Raw genomic sequence first — 17,069 nt, 5'->3', positions numbered from 1 at the left:
GTGGGGCGGGTCACCAGGACCCACAGGGGCGCGCCGGGCGGGAGGCCCGCTTCGGCGGCGGCCAGGGCGGCGGCGGAACCGCCGTCCAGGAGGCGGCGCAGGGCGGCTGCGTCGCGCTCGCCCGGTCCCGGCTCCCCGTCCGCCTGCGCCTCGCGGTGCGCCTTGATCAGCCTGGCCCGGACGGCCTCCGCCCAGTCGTCGTACAGCTCCCGTGCGTCGAGGACCAGCCCCGCGCCGACGCCCTCGGCGGCGGCCACCTCCCGCGCCCTGGCCCAGATGGCGCGCTCGGCGACGTGGATGGCGCTCAGCACCGCCTCGATGGGCACGCCCTGCCGTGCCCGGGTGACGCCGAGCTCGGCCACGAACGACAGCTCCGCCTCGGTGGGCCCGCGCCGGGCCGCGATCGCGCGGGTCGCGGCGGCGAGCAGCGCGCGGGTGTGCCCGGCGATGTCGGCGGGCGGCAGCACCGACACCTCCCGGACCATCGACGACACTCCGGCGACGACGGACGGCAGCAGGTCCTTCTCTGCGGTGACCCGCTCGATGAGGTCGATCACCGGGGTCCAGTCGGTGTCAGCGTTCACGAAACCGATTGTGGTGGACCACAAGGAGGACCGCCAAACGCGTGGCTCCGTCCATGTCTGTGTGTGGTCGCCCCCGCATAAGGTTGGACCCCACCACAAATGACCTTCGGGGAGTAGCGCATGACCTGCCGTGTCGCCGTCATCGGTGCCGGGGCGGCCGGCCTTGCCGCCGGCAAGGCGATGCTCGACGCGGGCGTGGAGGTCGTGCTCTACGAGAAGGGCGACCGTCCCGGCGGATTGTGGGCGCGGGACAACGCCAGTGGCCTGTCGCCCGCTTACGCGTCCCTGCACACCAACACCAGCAAGGGGCGCACGGAGTTCGCCGACCTCCCGATGCCGCGGTCATGGCCGGACTACCCGTCCGCCGACCTGGTGGCGGAGTACCTCGCCGGCTACGCGGAGCGGTTCGGCGTCGTCCCGCACATCCGGTTCCACAGCGAGGTCGCCTCCGTCGAACGGGACGGCCCCGGGTGGATCGTGACGACCGGGGACGGGGACGCCGGCCGCTTCGACGCGGTCGTCGTCGCCAACGGGCACAACTGGGACCCCCGCTGGCCCGACCCCGCCTACCCGGGCACGTTCACCGGGATGCAGATCCACGCCCACGACTACCGGACCCCCGGCGTCTTCCGCGACCGGCGGGTGCTCGTCGTGGGCATGGGGAACTCGGCCATGGACATCGCCGTGGACGCCTCCCACGTGGCGCACGGCCCCGTCCTGCTGTCCGCGCGGCGCGGCGTCCACATCGTCCCGAAGTACCTGTTCGGACGGCCGGCGGACGCGACGGGCGGCGCCCTCGCCGTGCTGCCGTGGCGGCTGCGCCAGCGCGTCGCCGAGACGATGCTGCGGCTGGCGGTGGGCGACCCGCAGGACTACGGGCTGCCCGCTCCATCCGGCGGCCTCTTCCAGAACCACCCCACGATCAGCGACACGATCCTGCACCGGCTGACCCACGGCGAGGTCGAGGCGCGGCCCGGCATCGAACGCCTGGACGGGGAGAAGGTCGTGTTCGCCGACGGCACCGCCGACCCCGTGGACGTGATCGTCTGGGCCACCGGCTACCGGGCCGGCCTGCCGTTCCTGCCGTCCGCGCTGGTGGGGGACGACCCGGAGCGGCTGCCGCTGTACAAGCGCGTCTTCCACCTGGACGAGCCGAGCCTGGCGTTCGTCGGCCTGATGCAGTCCACGGGCGCGGCACTGCCCATCGTGGAGGCCCAGGCGAAGCTGGCCGCGGCGTACTTCTCCGGCGGGTACGCGCTGCCGCCCGCGGCGGAGCGGCGGCGCGCCGTCGCCCGGGACCTGCGCGCCGCGACGGCCCGCTGGGGCGACCGGCGCCCCATGATGCGCGTCGACTTCGACCGGTACGTCGCCGACCTGCCTCGGGAGGCGCGGGCCGGCCGGGACAGGCTCGCCCGCGGCGCCCGCCCCTTCACCCCGCCGGACCGTGAGGAGAGCACCCACATGAGCGATGCGGACCGGGGAGATGCGGACCGGGGAGGCGTGCGCGGTGCCCGGCACCGGCCGGGCGCCCGGCCCTCGGGCGGGCGGACGGCGGGGGACCGTGACCCGCGCGGCCTGCGGGTCATCGTCACCGGCGCGTCGGGGACGTTCGGCAGGGCGATCGGCGCCCGGCTGGCGGGACTCGGCGCCCACGTCGTCGGGCTGGACGCGGCGCCGCGCCCCGGCGACCCCGTCGAGGTCATCGCCTGCGACCTCACCGACGACGCGGCCGTCCCGGCGGCCGTGGCCGCGGCGATCGAGCGGCTGGGCGGGCTCGACGTGCTCATCAACAACGCCGGGATCGGCGGCCCCGCCCCGGCCGAGCTGCCGCCCGGCGAAGAGGTGCGCCGCCAGCTCGACGTCAACCTCCTCGGCACCTGGCGGGTGACCGCCGCGTGCGTGGACGCCCTCGTCGAGTCGCGCGGACGCGTCGTCATGCTGTCCTCGCGGATGGCCGTCATGCAGCTCCCCCTGGCCGCCGCCTACGGCGCGTCCAAACGAGCGCTCGTCGCATATGCGGACGCTCTTCGCATGGAACTGGGAACCCACGTGAGCGTGACATGCGTGTACCCTTCGGCCGTGCGGAGCCCGATCCATGACTCGACCGCGGCGGCGGGGCTCTCCCTTGAGGGCATGAGCCGCTACGAACCCCTCGACGGCGTGGTGGACGCGGTGCTGCGCGCCGCCCTGTCGCGCCGCCCCCGCCGGGACGTGCCGACGACCCGCCGCGGCGCCGTCGAGTTCTTCCTGGCCAGGCATGTGCCGGCGCTGACCGACCGGATCGTCGCGCGGACGTTCGCCGACCGGGTTCGCTCCGGGGCGTTCAAGGGGGCCGAACTGGCGGCCGGTGCCGTCCGCCGCCACACTGGCCGAGCATGAGCACCACGGAGAAGGCGCAGCCGGGCTCGGCGACGCGGCCCCGCGCCCGCGACCTCGTCGGCTACTCCGCCGGCTCGCTCGGTATGGGCGTCTGGGTCACCGTCCCGGGGCTGCTGCTGCTCTACTTCATGACGCACACGCTCGGCGTGTCGCCGTTCCTGGCCGGCCTCACCCTGCTGCTGCCGAAGGTCCTCGACGCGGTGGTGCATCCGTGGTTCGGGTCGGTGTCGGACCGGCAGGCGCGCCGCGACGGGCACCGGCGCCGCATGCTGCGCTGGGGGCTGCTGCTGGCGATCGCCTGGATCGGGCTGTTCTCGGTGCCGGCCGGGTTCTCCGGCTGGTCGGCGGCGCTGTGGGTGGGCGGCTTCTACATCCTCGGCAACGTCCTGTACGCGTGCTTCCAGGTGCCCTACCTGACGACGCCGTCCGACCTGAAGATCGGGTACCACGAGCGCACCCGCGTGTTCATGTACCGGATGCTGCTGCTGACGGTCGGCCTGCTCGGCGCGGGCGTCGCCGCCCCGGCGCTGGTCGCCTCGGGCGGACGCGACGACTACGCCCGCATGTCGGTCCTGCTCGCCGGGGCCCTCGTGCTCACCGGCGTCCTCGCGATCGTGTTCATCCGGCGGCTCGCCGACCACTCCGGTTTCCGGATTCCGGACGGGGACCACGCGCACTCCGTCATCGACGATCTCCGCATCACGTGGCGGGACCGCGACTTCCGCGCCCTGACGCTGTCGTACCTGTTCACCGGCATCACCACGCACATCTTCCTCGCGGCCGTGCCGTTCTACACCGAGTACACGTTCGACGACGAGCGGCTGACCGCGGTGTTCATGGGGTCGTTCCTCGTCCCCGCGGCGATCGCCGGGCCCATCTGGAAGAAGGTGTCGGAGCGCGCCGGCAAGCAGCGCTGCCTGCTGTTCTGCCAGGGCGTCTTCGTCGCCGGGTCGCTCGCCCTGTGGCCGGGGGAGGCGATGGGGGTGCTGCCGACGCTCGCGGTGATCGTCGTCCTGGGCTCCGCGTTCGCCGGCCTCCAGCTCTTCGCGTTCTCCCTGATCCCCGACATCGTGGCCGCCGCCGAGTCCCGCGGGACGGCCCGCGCGGGCGCCTACACCGGCGTGTGGACGGCGACGGAGGCGACCGGCACCGCCATCGGCCCCTACGTGTACTCGGCGGTGCTCGCCGCGGGCGGCTTCGTCTCCACGACCGAGGGGCGGGCCATCGCGCAGTCGGACTCCGCCATGCTGGCGCTGCTCATCGGCGTCACGGTGGTGCCCGCCGCGCTGATGGCGGTCGCGGTCGCCTTCCAGCGCCGCTTCGCCCTCGACCGCGTCGCCGCCCGCTGACCGCCGCCCGCTGACCGCCGCCTGCTGACCGCCGCCCGTTGACCGCCGCCCGCTGAGCGCCGCCCGCTGAGCGGTCACTCGTCCGCGGTGTGGATCCTCCGCGCCTGGTACACGACGTCGGGCTCGGCATGGGCGCGCAGGCCGCGCAGGAGGTCGCGCCAGTCCCCGGACCAGCCCGCGCGGGGGCCGTGCCGCTCGGTGAGCGCGCAGGCGAACAGGCCGCCGGCGAGGTCGCCGCGGGCGGCGAGCCGGGCCGCGTGGGGGTGCGCCTCCTCGGGGGCGGGCCGGGCCCGTTCGGTGTACTCGGACGGGCCGGTGGCGAGGGCGTCCGCGATGTCCAGGACGGCCAGGACGCCGAGTCCCGCGCACCTTCCGGCCAGCGCGTCGATCGCGCCGGCGGCCCCGGGCCCGTCCCAGCGGAGGGTGGCGGCGGCCAGCCCGGCCGCGACCGGCTCGGGAAGGCGGCCCGCCACCGCCTGGACGGCGCGCTCCCCGAGCGTCCGGTGCCGGGCGGCGGCGTCCCGCACGGCGTCGGCCAGTGCGAGCAGCCGCTGGAAGGCCGGCAGGTCGCGTTCGGGCTCGGCGTCGGGCACGGCCGGGGCGGCGGCCAGCGCGGCGGCGGCCGCGCCGAGTTCGGCGGCGCCGGCGCCGGTCGTGGCGCAGCGGACGAGGGCGTGCAGCGCGTCCCGCCACGCGCGGGTCTCGCCCAGGTCGGTGACGAGGCCGGCGAGCAGGGCGGGCGCCTCCGGTGCCCACGGCGCCCAGGTGGCGACGGCGGGCAGCGCCGCGGCGCGGGCCTCCGGGTCGGTGGAGCGCGCGACGCGCAGCACCAGCGCGGCGTAGCGGCTCCGGAACCGTTCCTCGACGTCCACGGGCGGGGCGCCGAGCACCTGCCGGGCGAGGTCGCGCGGACCCTCCGCGGCCTCGGCCAGGATCCGCTGCGCGACCGGCTCGTCCAGGCGGGCGCGGACGGCGGAGGCGATCGCGGCCCGCACGTCCCGGTGCTGGCCGGGGTCGTCCCAGGCGGCCGCGAGGACGTCCATGGCGTCCGGCACCCGGTTGCGGAGCAGGATCCGCGCGGCCTCCTTCCGCGCGGTGATCCTGCCGTCGGCCAGCACCGGCCGGAGCATCGCCGACAGCGCCGACGGCGGGATGAACCGGGCCGCGCGGGCCGCGGCGTAGACGGCGACGTGGGCGTCGTCCGACTCGGCGCGGGCGAGCAGCTCGGGCAGGACCTCCTGCGGGGAGCGGGTCCACGGGAGGGCGGTGAGCGCGATGCGCCGGATGTACGGGTCGCCGGATTCGAAGTGGGGGCGCAGCCGGGACGCCTCCGTCCCGGGGATCCGCGCCAGGGCCGAGACGGCCGCGGCCCGGTCGGTCGCGGGCGCCTCCCCGTCCGCCGCCACCCGTTCGAGCAGGGCGCGGTAGGCGTCGCGCTGCCGGGCCGTCCAGCGGTCCGCCCAGGCCGGGTCGATGCGCGGCACGTAGGTGACGTCGGGCCGCCGGAAGCGTCCGGCCGGGGTGCCTCCGGTGAGGACGAGGTGCAGGAGGTCGGTGCGCTCGCGGGCGATGGCCGAGAGGACCGCCGGGACGGCGACCGCCGACGGGTCGCGGGCCACGACCCGCCCGGCGCGTTCGGCGCGGGTCCCGGGCGCGGCGAGCCACAGCGTGATCGCCCGGGTGAGGACGCCGTCGTCGCGTGCGTCGAGGGCCGCCTCCAGGGCGTCCTGCAGTACCGGTACGTGATGCGCGCGGCGGCGCAGCGCCCCGGCGGTCAGCAGTGCGAGCCGGTGGTCGTCGCGGCGGGCGCCCGCCGCCAGGTGCGGTGCCAGCGTGGCGGCGAGCCGGTGCTCCTGCCCGCGCCGCAGCACCCGGTCGAGGCGGCCGAGGGCGAGCGCTCCCGTGCTGCCGGTGAGCCGGTCCACCAGCTCCAGGCCGGAGACGAGCAGGTCCGCGTCGTCGTGCACGGCGCCCTGGCGGCACAGCGCCGCGGCGATCCGGCCGATATGGTGCCGGGTCTGGTAGGACGTGTCGCGGGCGTTCAGCGCGTCGTCCGCGAGCCGCCCGATCACCGCCGCGTGCCCGGCGCGCAGCAGGCCCTCCGGGACGGACGCCAGCGCGGACAGCGCGCTGAGCCGGACGGGGTCCTGCTCGTTGCGCAGCCGCGCGAGCGACTCCAGGGCCGCGCCGAGCACCGCCGGGTCGCCGGAGCGTCCCGCGCACCGGATGAGCAGCGCGTAGCCGGTGGCGCGCTCGCCGGCGTCCGGCCTGCGGGTCAGCTCGCCGAGGATCGGCAGGGCCTCCTCGTACGGCAGGAACGCCGCCACCCCCCACGTCCGCGACGGCGTCTCGGCGACCCTGCGCAGGCCCATCATGCGCCGGGCCTCCCGGTATCGCGGCTCTCGCGGCAGGACGTCCAGGAGGTCCTCGCCGAGCTCGGCGGCGCCGCGGTCGACGCCGCGCATCGCCGCCTCGAACACCGCCTCCCGGCGGCTCGGCGGGAACGCCCCCAGCAGCCGCCGCAGCGCGCCCGGATCCTCCCGGACGGCGCGTGCGACGGCGGCCACGTCGCCGTTCCCGAACCGGGCGAGCCGGTCCCGGAAAGACCTGCGGAACAGCAGGCGGTTCAGGTCGTCGCGGTGCGCGTCGGACAGCAGCAGGGCGAGCATGCGGTCCGGCTCGGCGTCCAGCAGCGCACCGGCCGCGGGGTGCAGCGCCTCGGGCAGCGGCCGGGTCCGGCAGTGCCGCTCCAGCAGCCGGACGACCCGGCCGGGATCGTGGCGCAGCGCGGCCGCGACCCCGGGCGCGTGCCGGAACCACCAGGCGTTCCACGCCGCTTCGGGCAGCCCGGCGAGGCCGCGCTCGGCGTGGCCGAGCACGGCGTCCGGGTGGGCGCGGCCCAGCGACGTCCAGTTCCCGACGGCGTGGCCGAGCGCGTCGAGGCGCTCGGCCACGACGTGCGCGCCGCAGGCGGGCAGCAGCGCGGCCGCCTCGTGATCGCCCCACAGCTCCGCCACCCGCCCGATGAGCGCGTCGGCCAGCTCGCCGCGCCGGTACCTGCGGACGGCGTCGTACAGCGCCGCGCGCCCCGCCGCGGAGGCGTCCGCCAGCCCGGCGAGGAACGCCGCGGGCCCGGCGCCGTGCCGGACCGCCAGCCGGATCGCCCGGCAGGCCAGCCCGGCGTCCGGGTCGCCCATCGCCCGCGCCAGGTGCGCCACGGACGCCTCGTCCCGGACGGCGGACGCGACGAACAGCGCCACCGACCGCTCGTAGTGGCCGCGCCGGGACAGCTCGTCCAGCAGGTCCGCCAGGGCGGGGTCGCCGTGGCGGTCGCGCAGGTCCGCCAGCCTGCGGCAGCGGACCTTGAACGGCAGCGGTTCGATCTCGGACAGGAGCTCATCGGCGTGCATGGCACGCCATCCTGCCGGACCGAAGATCCCGTTTTCAGCCGGATTATCAGCCCGCGGGGTGCGGGATCGACTTGTGCTCCAGGTAGGCGTGCAGGCCCTCGGGGCCGAGTTCGCGGCCCAGGCCGCTGCTCTTGTAGCCGCCGAACGGGGTGTTCGGGTCGAGGGTGTACATGTTGACGCCGCAGCTGCCGGTGCGGATGCGGCGGGCGACCTCGACGCCGTGGTCGACGTCGGCCGTCCAGACCGAGCCGCCCAGGCCGTACTCGCTGTCGTTGGCGATGCGGACGGCGTCCGCCTCGTCGTCGTAGGGGATGAGCACGAGGACCGGGCCGAAGATCTCCTCGCGGGCGATGCGCATGTCGTTGGCGACGTCGCCGAACACGGTCGGGGCGACGTACCAGCCGCGGTCGTGCGGGCGGTTCAGGCCGCCGGTGATCAGCTTGGCGCCCTCGTCCTGCCCGACGCGGATGTAGTTCTCCACCCGCTCCTGCTGCCGCTTGGCGACGAGCGGGCCGATCTCGGTGCCGTAGTCGGCGGGGTCGCCGACGGCGAGGCCGCCGACCATGGTGGCCAGGGCGTCGGCCACCTCGTCGTAGCGGCGGCGGGACGCGAGGATGCGGGTCTGCGCGGCGCACGCCTGGCCGTTGTTCATCAGGGCCGCCAGCTTGAAGCCCTCAATGGTGGCGGCCAGGTCGGCGTCGTCCAGGATGATCGCGGCGGACTTGCCGCCGAGTTCCAGGGTGACGCGCTTGAGCTGCTCGCCGCAGACCGCGCCGATCTTGCGTCCGGCGGCGGTGGAGCCGGTGAACGAGACCTTGTCGACGTCCGGGTGCGCGACGAGGTGCGCGCCGACCTCGCGGCCCGCGGGGACGATGTTGACGACCCCGTCCGGGATCCCGGCCTCCTTGATCCACTCGGCGAGAAGGAAGGTGTCCAGGGGCGTCTCGGGGGACGGCTTGGCCACCACGGTGCAGCCGGCGATGAGGGCGGGGGCCAGCTTGAGCATCAGCGTGAACTGCGGGACGTTCCACGGGACGATCGCCGCGACGACACCGACCGGCTCCTGGGTCACGGTGACCGGGCCGAGCATGCCCTGCCGCTCCTCCTCCCACGTGTAGGTGGCGGCGAGGTCCACGTAGTACTGCAGCACCATCTGCGGGATGGCGGCCTGGCCGAACACCGAGAACATGATCGGTGAGCCCATCTCGGCGGTGACGAGGTCGGCCATCTCCTGCTGCCGCTCGGCGTAGATCGCCGACAGTCTGCCGACGATCTCGGCGCGTTCCGCGGGCGTCATCCGGGGCCAGGGGCCCTCGTCGAAGGCGCGCCGCGCGGCGGCGACCGCCGCGTCGATGTCGGCCTCGGTGCCCTCGGGCACCCTGCCGAGGACCTCCTCGGTGTGCGGGGAGATGACGTCGATCGTGCCGGTGCCGGCCGGGGCGGCCCACTCGCCGCCGATGAACAGCCGATCGTGCTCACGCATGCTGCCGTGCCTCCTGACCGAGTGCTTGCTTGGGGCACAGCATCGCATGCCCGCCCGCCCGGTGGAAGACCGATGAGACTCCCGTCTCACCCGGAGTCTGTTCTGCCCGGGCCGACTAGAGCAGGTGGGTGTTGGGTTCCCGTGCGCGGGGGGCCAGGTCGGGGATCTCCGCAAGGGCGACGCCCGCCGCCGTCAGGATCTCCGCGCCCCGTCCCTCGGTGAAGAGGGTCGGTTCCCGCCAGGCGAACACGACCCGCCGCGCGCCGGACGCGACGATCAGCTCGGCGCACGGGCGGGGCCGGGACGCCCGGTGCCCGCACGGTTCGAGGGAGCTGTAGACGGTCGCGCCGGTCAGGTCGCCGGTCGTCTTGGCGAGGGCGGCCTCCTCGGCGTGGTCGTGCGGGTCGTCCTCGCGGGAGAAGCCCCGCGCGACCTCCCGGCCGTCCGCGCCGACGACGACCGCGCCGACGGAGAACGCGGTGGCCGACGGCGGGCACAGCCTCGCCAGGTCGCACGCCAGCTCCAGCCAGGCCCGGTCCGGGTCACCCACGCGCGTTCCCGGTCAGGTAGCGCAGCAGCGCGAGGTCGCCGATGCGGGTGACCTCCGCCAGCCGCATCGGACGCTCCGGCGACTGCGGGAACACCCCGGACCGGACGAAGCGCGGCGCCGACGGGTCGCCGAGGAAGAACGGCGCGACCACGAGCTGCAGCTCGTCCACCAGGTCCGCGGTCAGGAACAGCGTGTGCACCCCGCCGCCGCCCTCGACCATGAGCCGCCGGACGCCCCGCGCGGCGAGGTCGCCGAGCACCCGCGGCAGCGAGAGGGGGTCGCCGGCGTCGACGACCTCGGCGAGGCCGTCCAGCCGCGGCGCCAGCTCCCCGGCCGCGGGGGGCGGCGCGTACACCAGCTTCGGCGCGTCCCCGGTGGTGAAGAACCGCGCGCCGGGGTCGAGGTCGCCGCTCCACGTCAGCGTCACCTTGGTCAGGTGTGCCGGCAGTCCGCGCGCGACCCGTTTGGCGCGCCGCGCCTCCGAGCGGATCAGCAGCCCGGGGTCGTCGGCCCGGACGGTCCCGGCGCCGACGAGGATGGCGTCGCAGCCGGCGCGGACCGCGTCGACCCGGTCGAAGTCCGCGGTGCTGGACAGCCGCAGCCGCTCCGGGGTCGCGTCGTCGATGTAGCCGTCTGCGGACATCGCGCAGCTCAGCAGCACGTAGGGACGATCACTCACCCCGCAACCCTACGGGAGCGCCGGCGGCCGGGGCGGCCCGGCCATCGGAGATCGTTTGGGGTGACACGGCGTTTCTGCGCGGGATGTGTCGGAGGGGGTGCCTATGGTTGCTGCGACATGCGATTCCTGCACACCTCCGACTGGCATCTCGGCAGATCGTTCCACCGCGAGGACCTGCTGGCCGCACAGGCGGCGTTCGTCGACCACCTGGTCGCGACCGTCGCGGCGGAGCGGGTCGACTGTGTGCTGATCTCCGGGGACGTCTACGACCGGGCGCTGCCGCCCGTCGACGCCGTCCGGCTGTGCGACGAGGCGCTGCGGCGGCTCGCCGCCCTGACCCGGGTGGTGCTGATCGCGGGCAACCACGACTCGGCGCGGCGCCTCGGGTTCGGGGCGGAGCTGATGGACGACGCGGGCGTCCACATCCGCACCGACTTCGCCCGGGTCGGGGAGCCCGTCCTTATCGGTGACGCCGCGGTCTACGGCATCCCCTACCTGGAGCCCGAACTCGTCCGCCACCCCTGGGACCTGGACGAACGCAGCCACGCCGCCGCGCTCACCGAGGCGATGCGCCGCATCCGGGCGGACGCCGCGGGCCGCGCGGAGCGGCCGGTCGTGCTGGCGCACGCGTTCGTGACCGGCGGCGCGGCCAGCGAGAGCGAACGCGACATCTCGGTCGGCGGGTCGTCGCAGGTGGCGGCGTCGGTGTTCGAGGGCGCCGCCTACGCGGCGCTCGGCCATCTGCACGGCGCCTGGTCCGTCACCGGCCGCGTCCGCTACTCGGGCTCGCCGCTCGCGTACTCGTTCTCCGAGGCCGGCCACGTCAAGGGCTCCTGGCTGGTCGACCTGCGCGACGGGGAGGTCGCGGCGGAGTTCGTGGAGGCGCCCGTCCCGCGCCGCCTGGCCCGCCTCAAGGGACGCATCGACGACCTGCTCACCGACGCCTCGCACGAGGCGGTCGAAGACCACTGGCTCCAGATCACGCTCACCGACCCGCGCCGCCCGTCCGCCGCGATGGAGCGGCTGCGCCGCCGGTTCCCGCACACGCTCGTCCTCGGCTTCGACCCGGCGGGCGGCGGGACGGACGGGGCCCGCACCTGGTCCGATCGCGTCCGCGAGCGGTCCGCCCCCGACATCGCGGGCGACTTCGTCGCCGAGGTCACCGACGGCCCCGCGACCGCGGCCGAGCGCGCGCTCCTGGACGAGGCGTTCGAGCAGTGCCGCCGCAAGGAGGCCCTCGCGTGAGGCTGCACCGGCTGCGCATCACGGCGTTCGGCCCCTTCTCCGGCACCGAGGAGATCGACTTCGACGCGCTGTCGGACGCCGGGCTGTTCCTCATCCAGGGCCGCACGGGCGCCGGCAAGACCAGCATCCTCGACGCGGTGTGCTTCGCGCTGTACGGGCAGGTCCCGGGGGTGCGCAACGCCGTGAAGGGGCTGCGCAGCGACCACGCGGCGCCTGGGACGGGCCCCGGCGTGGTCCTGGAGACGACGATCCGCGGCCGCCGGCTGCGCATCACGCGGTCGCCGGCGTGGGAGCGGCCGAAGCTGCGCGGCACCGGGACCACCGCCGAGCACGCCAAGGTCATCCTGGAGGAGCTCGAAGACGGCACGTGGGTGGGGCTCACCACCAGGCTCGACGAGGCGGGCGACCTCGTCTCCCGGCTGCTCGGGATGACGGCCGTCCAGTTCTGCCAGGTCGCGCTGCTGCCGCAGGGCGAGTTCGCCGGGTTCCTGCGGGCCGGGGCCGACGAGCGCCGCCGGGTCCTGGAGCGGCTCTTCGCGACGGAGGTGTTCACCCAGGTCGAGAAGTGGCTCGCCGACCGGCGTGCGGCCACGAGGCGGGAGGCCGATGACCTGGCCGCGGCGGCGTCCTCGATCGCCGGCCGCATCGCCGAGACGACGGGCGCCGCCTCACCGCCCGGGGAACGCCCGGCGGTCCCGGCGCCGCGCCGCGCCGAGCCCGCGACCGAGCCGTCCGCGGAGATCGAGGCGCTGCCCGCGTGGGCCGCCGAGCTCGCCGCCGGGCACGCGGACGTCCGCACCGCCACCGCCGAGCTGCGGCAAGCGGCCGCAACGGCACTCGTCGCGGCCCGCACGGCCTTCGACGACGCCAGGGCACTCGCCGACCGGCAGCGCCGGCACGCCGAAGCGCTCGCGCGCCGCGCAGCCCTCGGCGAGCGCGCCGCGGAGAAGTCCCGCATGGCGTCGCGCCTCTACGCCGCGGAACGCGCCGGCCGGGTCGTCGCGCTGGTGGACGCCGTCGAGGCGCGGCACGCGGAGGCGCGGCGGGCGCGCCGCTGGGCCGACGAGACGCGCGGCGGAGTCGGGGGCCTCCTGCCGCCCAACGCCTCGGAGGACGTCCTCACCAAGGCCGAGCGGGCCCGCCGTGACGAGGTCGCGACCCTGGAGAGCGTGCGCGGCAAGGCGGCGAGGCTCCGGCAGATCGAGGACGAGCGCGCGGTACTGGCGCGCGAGCTGGCCCGGCTGGAGCCCGAGGATGCGCGGATCGCCGCGGCCCTCGCCGAGCTGCCCGCCGTTGTGGACGCCCGCCGCGCCGAGCTGGACGAGGCCAACATCGCGGCGGCGGGCCGCCCCGGAGCCGAGGCCGCCGTCCAGGAGGCGGCGCGCCGTCTCGACGCGGCGCACCGGCGTGACCAGGTGGCGCATCGCCTCGCCGAGGCGGAGGGGCGGTACCGGGCCGCGATCGACACGGCACAGGCGGCCCGGCAGCGGGTACTGGACCTGCGGCAGGCGCGGCTGGACGGGATGGCGTCCGTCCTCGCGGGGGAGCTGCGAGACGGCGAGCCGTGCCGCGTCTGCGGCTCGACCGAGCATCCCGCCCCCGGCACGCCGTCCGCCGAGATCCCGGGCGAGGACGAGGTCGAGCAGGCGCAGGGCGAGGCCGACGCCGCCCAGGACGTCCGGGAGCGGGCGTCAATCGAAGTGGAGGCCCTGCGCTCCGACCGCGACCACCAGATGGAGATCGCCGGGGAGACCGACGCCGCCGTCATCGCCGCGGAACTCGAAGAGGCGGAACAGGCGCTGCGGGCCGTGAACGCCCAGGCGGCGGAGGCCGAGCGCTTGGAGGAGTCCCTCCACCAGGCCGGGCGGGAGCTCGAACAGGCTCGTGAGGAGCGCGAGACGGTCTCCCACGACCTCACCGGCAACCGTGCCCGGGACAGGGAGCTGGCCGCCGAGCAGACCAGGCTGTCGACCGAGCTGGCCGAGGCGCGCGGCGAGGACACGACGCTCGAAGCGCGCATCGTCCGGCTCGGCCGCGAGGCGGACGCGCTCGCCGAGACCATCGAGGCGCTGCGCGCGTCCGGCCGCGCCGCCGAGGAACTGGCGGCGGCCCGCGCGACCGCGAAGGGCGCCGCCGAGGCGGAGGGGTTCCGCACCCCGGACGAGGTCGTCGGGGCCGCGATGTCCGACGAGGATGAGGGTGACCTGCGTGACAGGATCCGCCGCCTGGACGACGAGGAGGCCGCCGTCCGCGACCTGCTCGCGGATCCCGCGCTGGTGGAGGCCGCCGCTCTGCCCGCCCCCGACCTGCCGGCGCTCGAAGCCGCGCTCGCCGCGGCGGACGCGGCGCACACCGGGGCGGTGAGCGCCGCCGACCGCGCCCGGCACCGCTGCGACCGCCTGGCCGACCTGCGCGCGGAGCTCGGCGAGGCCGTCGGCGCGTGGCGTCCCGCCGCCGAGCGGCACGAGGTCGCCGAGCGGCTCGCGGGCCTGACGTCCGGCAAGCACCCCGCGAACCGGCACGACATGTCGCTGTCGGCGTACGTGCTGGCCGCCCGCCTGAGGCAGGTCGTCGACGCCGCGAACGAGCGGCTCTCGCGCATGTCCGGCGGCCGCTACGCCCTCCTGCACACCACCGGGAAGGCGGCGGGCGACCGCACCCGGGGCGCGGGCGGTCTCGGGCTGCGGATCGCCGACGCCTGGACGGGCCTCGAACGCGACCCGGTGACACTGTCGGGCGGCGAGTCGTTCATCACCTCGCTGTCGCTGGCGCTCGGCCTCGCCGACGTCGTCACCGCCGAGGCGGGCGGCACCGAGATCGGCACGCTGTTCGTCGACGAGGGCTTCGGCACCCTCGACGAGGAGACGCTCGACGAGGTCATGGACGTCCTCGACGGCCTGCGCGACGGCGGCCGCGCCGTCGGCGTCGTCAGCCACGTCGCCGAGCTGCGCGCCCGCATCCCCGCGCAGCTGCGGGTCACCAAGGACCGCGCCGGCTCCACCGCCATGATCACCGTCTGACGGGCCGCCCGGCCCGCCGCGGCGGCTCAGGGCGTCCGGGACGTCACAGGTAGAGGCCGGTGCCGTGCTCGGGACGCTCGCTGGCGATGGCGTGCAGGTCCCGCTCGCGCATGACGAGGTAGTTCTCGCCCTGGATCTCGACCTCGAACTGGTCGCCCGGGTGGTACAACACCCGGTCGCCGGGCTTGACGACGCGCACGTGGTGGCCGACCCCGCAGACCTCACCCCAGACCAGGCGGTTGGCCTGCTCGACCGTCGCCGGGATGACGATCCCGCCGGTGCTGCGGCGCTCACCGCCGTCCTTCTCGGTCTTGATCATGACGCGGTCGTGGAGCATCTGGACTTCGAACTTAGGATCGGACACGCTGGGGAGTTTATCCGCCGACCCGGGGCAGCACGTTCCACGAGCCCGCGATGATCTCCGGCCACCCGGAACGTCCCGTTCAGCCGACGGCGCGCATGTACCGGTCGCCCCCGGCGGGCGGCGGCTCGGGCGGGTCCGGGTTCTCGTGCCTGGGGAACATGACCAGCGCGACCAGCGCCAGCGCGAAGCCGCCGGTCCGCAGCATGAACGGCCCGGTCTCCCGCGGCCAGTCCTCGCCGAACAGGACGGTGCTGCTGAGGATCAGGTACGTCCGGCCGATGACGGTCAGCACCACCGCGATGATTGCGATGCGGCAGCGCTGCAGGGCGACCTGCAGCTGCCCGAGCGCGATCGCGGCGGCCCCGATCGTCAGGTACGGGTAGGCGGACTCCAGCACGGCCCGGACGCTCCCGGTGTCCATGTACACGATCGAGATGCCGCGGATGCCGGCCTCGGCGAGCCCGGCGCAGGCGCCGGCGCCGACGCCGTAGGCGACCCCGGCGAGCTTGCGGGCGTGCCGGCCGCCGGTGCGCCGGTCCCCGACGAGCCACACGAGCGCGGCGATGACGATGGCCGGGGCGCAGATCGCGATCATCGTCCACGGGCTGACGAGCGTTCCCACCAGCGTGTGCTCGGCCCGCACCTCGCCCCCGGACGTGGCCGAGAGCCCGATCAGGATCGTGGCGACGACGAACAGCGCGACGCTGGTCCACTCCCGCCCGCTCAGCCGCTCGCCGAGGAAGCGCACCGCGAAGAAGACGAGGAGCACCAGGCCGGCCGCGAAGATCGGCTGCACGACGGGGAGCGGCACCCGGGAGAACGCGACGACCTCGTACCCGAGGCCGAGGAAGAGCAGGAGCCCGCCGCCCAGCCAGATCGGGTCGGTGAGCATGAGCCGCGCGACGCGGAACGGGCGGCTGCCGCGCAGCGGCTCCATGCGGCGGGCGGAGATCCGGAAGACCAGGAACGCGATGTAGTAGATGGTCGTGGCGATCAAGGCGAGGGCGGCGTAACCCAGGTCGTGACCCATCGGGAGAGGGACCTCTCGGCGCGGTCGAGCGAGGCTCGTCCTTTGGATGGCGGTGGGGTGGGGGGCAGGAGGACGGAGTCGTTCGCGCGCCGTAATCGAATCGACCTGAAAGTCAGCTTGCCCTGTTAGGCCGCCGGGGACAAGACCGGCGGCCCTGACCGAAAGATCACTTGTATTTGCGTCCCGTGCCGGAGGACATCCGCGCGAGCAGGCCGCGGGGGAGGAGCCGGGTGGCGCCCACGATCGCCTTGTACTGCGGGCTGGGGACGCTCACCTGGACACCGCGCCGCAGGTCGCGCAGCGCGGCGTCGACGACGTCGTCCTTGTCCAGCCACATGAAGTCGGGGACGTCCGACATGTCCATCTGGGCGCGTTCGTGGAACTCGGTGTGCACGAAGCCGGGGCACAGCGCCATCACGCGCACCCCGCCCCGCGAGCGCGCCCGGATGTCGGCGGCGACGCCCTCGCTGAAGCTCACCGCCCACGCCTTCGACGCCCCGTAGGTGCCGCGGGTCGCGAACGCCGACACCGACGAGACGTTGATGACGCCGCCCCGCCCGCGTTCCAGCATCCCCGGCAGGACCGCGTGGGTGAGCCGCAGGACGGCCTCGCAGTGCACCCTGAGCATCGTCAGCTCGTCCGCCACCGGGACGTCGAGGAACTTGCCCCGGTTGGCGAATCCGGCGTTGTTGACCAGGAGGCCGATGTCCTCGCGGGCGCGCTCCTCGGCCGCGGTCAGGCCCTCCTCGGTGGACAGGTCGGCGGTCAGCGTCTCGGTGCGGACGGCGTAGGTCTCGTGCAGCTCGGCGGCGGTCCGCTCCAGCCGCGCGGTGTCGCGGGCCAGCAGGACGAGGTCGAATCCGTCGGCGGCGAGCCGGCGGGCGAAGGCGGCACCGATCCCCGCGGTGGCACCGGTGATGAAGGCGGTCGGCATGGGCCGAGCCTATGCCGACCGCCGGGGGCCCGGGGCGCGCCC

General features: G+C 75.4%; 11 protein-coding genes and 1 pseudogene. 4 read left to right on the top strand and 8 right to left on the bottom strand.

All coding sequences use genetic code 11. The features are described 5' to 3' along the window. Positions 1 to 584 (bottom strand): annotated as a pseudogene (locus E1289_RS20450) (PucR family transcriptional regulator); the annotation flags it as partial. 120 nt (positions 585 to 704) lie between these two features. Here E1289_RS20450 and E1289_RS39685 point away from each other — a divergent pair. Together E1289_RS39685 and E1289_RS20440 are read left to right on the top strand one after the other, a co-directional pair. Continuing rightward, complete coding sequence (locus tag E1289_RS39685) at positions 705 to 2,963, top strand: SDR family NAD(P)-dependent oxidoreductase (protein WP_131982493.1); 2,259 nt, start codon at positions 705 to 707, stop codon at positions 2,961 to 2,963. Next, positions 2,960 to 4,312, top strand: a complete 1,353-nt coding sequence (locus tag E1289_RS20440) for an MFS transporter (RefSeq protein ID WP_131982491.1) — start codon at positions 2,960 to 2,962, stop codon at positions 4,310 to 4,312. The genes E1289_RS39685 and E1289_RS20440 overlap by 4 nt, the downstream gene beginning before the upstream one ends. Before the next feature lie 74 nt (positions 4,313 to 4,386). Here the strand turns inward: E1289_RS20440 and E1289_RS20435 are convergent, their stop codons facing one another. The 4 genes from E1289_RS20435 to E1289_RS20420 form a co-directional block, all read right to left on the bottom strand. Next, positions 4,387 to 7,722 carry a hypothetical protein gene (locus E1289_RS20435; protein ID WP_131982489.1) on the bottom strand — a complete coding sequence of 1,112 codons (3,336 nt, stop codon included), beginning with the start codon at positions 7,720 to 7,722 and terminating at the stop codon, positions 4,387 to 4,389. A gap of 46 nt (positions 7,723 to 7,768) precedes the next feature. Continuing rightward, positions 7,769 to 9,205 (bottom strand): aldehyde dehydrogenase, encoded by a 1,437-nt coding sequence (locus E1289_RS20430; protein ID WP_131982487.1) that lies wholly within the window; start codon positions 9,203 to 9,205, stop codon positions 7,769 to 7,771. A gap of 115 nt (positions 9,206 to 9,320) precedes the next feature. Continuing rightward, positions 9,321 to 9,755, bottom strand: coding sequence for a dCMP deaminase (locus E1289_RS20425; RefSeq protein WP_131982486.1), 435 nt, complete (start codon positions 9,753 to 9,755; stop codon positions 9,321 to 9,323). Then, positions 9,748 to 10,434 (bottom strand): dihydrofolate reductase family protein, encoded by a 687-nt coding sequence (locus E1289_RS20420; protein ID WP_165970556.1) that lies wholly within the window; start codon positions 10,432 to 10,434, stop codon positions 9,748 to 9,750. The genes E1289_RS20425 and E1289_RS20420 overlap by 8 nt, the downstream gene beginning before the upstream one ends. Positions 10,435 to 10,551: 117 nt before the next feature. Here E1289_RS20420 and E1289_RS20415 point away from each other — a divergent pair, with 117 nt between their 5' ends. Together E1289_RS20415 and E1289_RS40160 are read left to right on the top strand one after the other, a co-directional pair. Continuing rightward, positions 10,552 to 11,679, top strand: coding sequence for an exonuclease SbcCD subunit D (locus tag E1289_RS20415; RefSeq protein ID WP_131982484.1), 1,128 nt, complete (start codon positions 10,552 to 10,554; stop codon positions 11,677 to 11,679). Next, positions 11,676 to 14,699 (top strand): SMC family ATPase, encoded by a 3,024-nt coding sequence (locus E1289_RS40160; protein WP_131982482.1) that lies wholly within the window; start codon positions 11,676 to 11,678, stop codon positions 14,697 to 14,699. The genes E1289_RS20415 and E1289_RS40160 overlap by 4 nt, the downstream gene beginning before the upstream one ends. A gap of 43 nt (positions 14,700 to 14,742) precedes the next feature. Here E1289_RS40160 and E1289_RS20405 read toward each other — a convergent pair whose 3' ends face one another. From E1289_RS20405 to E1289_RS20395, 3 genes are all read right to left on the bottom strand, one after another. After that, positions 14,743 to 15,063, bottom strand: a complete 321-nt coding sequence (locus E1289_RS20405; RefSeq protein WP_131982480.1) for a co-chaperone GroES — start codon at positions 15,061 to 15,063, stop codon at positions 14,743 to 14,745. Positions 15,064 to 15,142: 79 nt separating this feature from the next. After that, positions 15,143 to 16,093: a DMT family transporter gene (locus E1289_RS20400; RefSeq protein ID WP_131982478.1), complete on the bottom strand. Its 951-nt coding sequence runs from the start codon at positions 16,091 to 16,093 to the stop codon at positions 15,143 to 15,145. Positions 16,094 to 16,259: 166 nt separating this feature from the next. Beyond that, on the bottom strand, positions 16,260 to 17,027 hold the full coding sequence (locus E1289_RS20395; protein ID WP_131982476.1) for an SDR family oxidoreductase: 768 nt from the start codon (positions 17,025 to 17,027) through the stop codon (positions 16,260 to 16,262). Positions 17,028 to 17,069: the final 42 nt, after the last annotated feature.

The organism is Actinomadura sp. 6K520, from assembly GCF_004349245.1.
GTDB lineage: Bacteria > Actinomycetota > Actinomycetes > Streptosporangiales > Streptosporangiaceae > Spirillospora.
Note: the sequence above shows the minus strand (reverse complement) of the source record. Positions and strands in the feature narration are given on the sequence as shown.

Excerpts from the sequence above, each read along its gene's own strand:
- E1289_RS39685 (WP_131982493.1), top strand. The coding sequence starts at position 705 with ATGACCTGCCGTGTCGCCGTCATCGGTGCCGGGGCGGCCGGCCTTGCC.
- E1289_RS20440 (WP_131982491.1), top strand. The coding sequence starts at position 2,960 with ATGAGCACCACGGAGAAGGCGCAGCCGGGCTCGGCGACGCGGCCCCGC.
- E1289_RS20435 (WP_131982489.1), bottom strand. The coding sequence starts at position 7,722 with ATGCACGCCGATGAGCTCCTGTCCGAGATCGAACCGCTGCCGTTCAAG.
- E1289_RS20430 (WP_131982487.1), bottom strand. The coding sequence starts at position 9,205 with ATGCGTGAGCACGATCGGCTGTTCATCGGCGGCGAGTGGGCCGCCCCG.
- E1289_RS20415 (WP_131982484.1), top strand. The coding sequence starts at position 10,552 with ATGCGATTCCTGCACACCTCCGACTGGCATCTCGGCAGATCGTTCCAC.
- E1289_RS20400 (WP_131982478.1), bottom strand. The coding sequence starts at position 16,093 with ATGGGTCACGACCTGGGTTACGCCGCCCTCGCCTTGATCGCCACGACC.
- E1289_RS20395 (WP_131982476.1), bottom strand. The coding sequence starts at position 17,027 with ATGCCGACCGCCTTCATCACCGGTGCCACCGCGGGGATCGGTGCCGCC.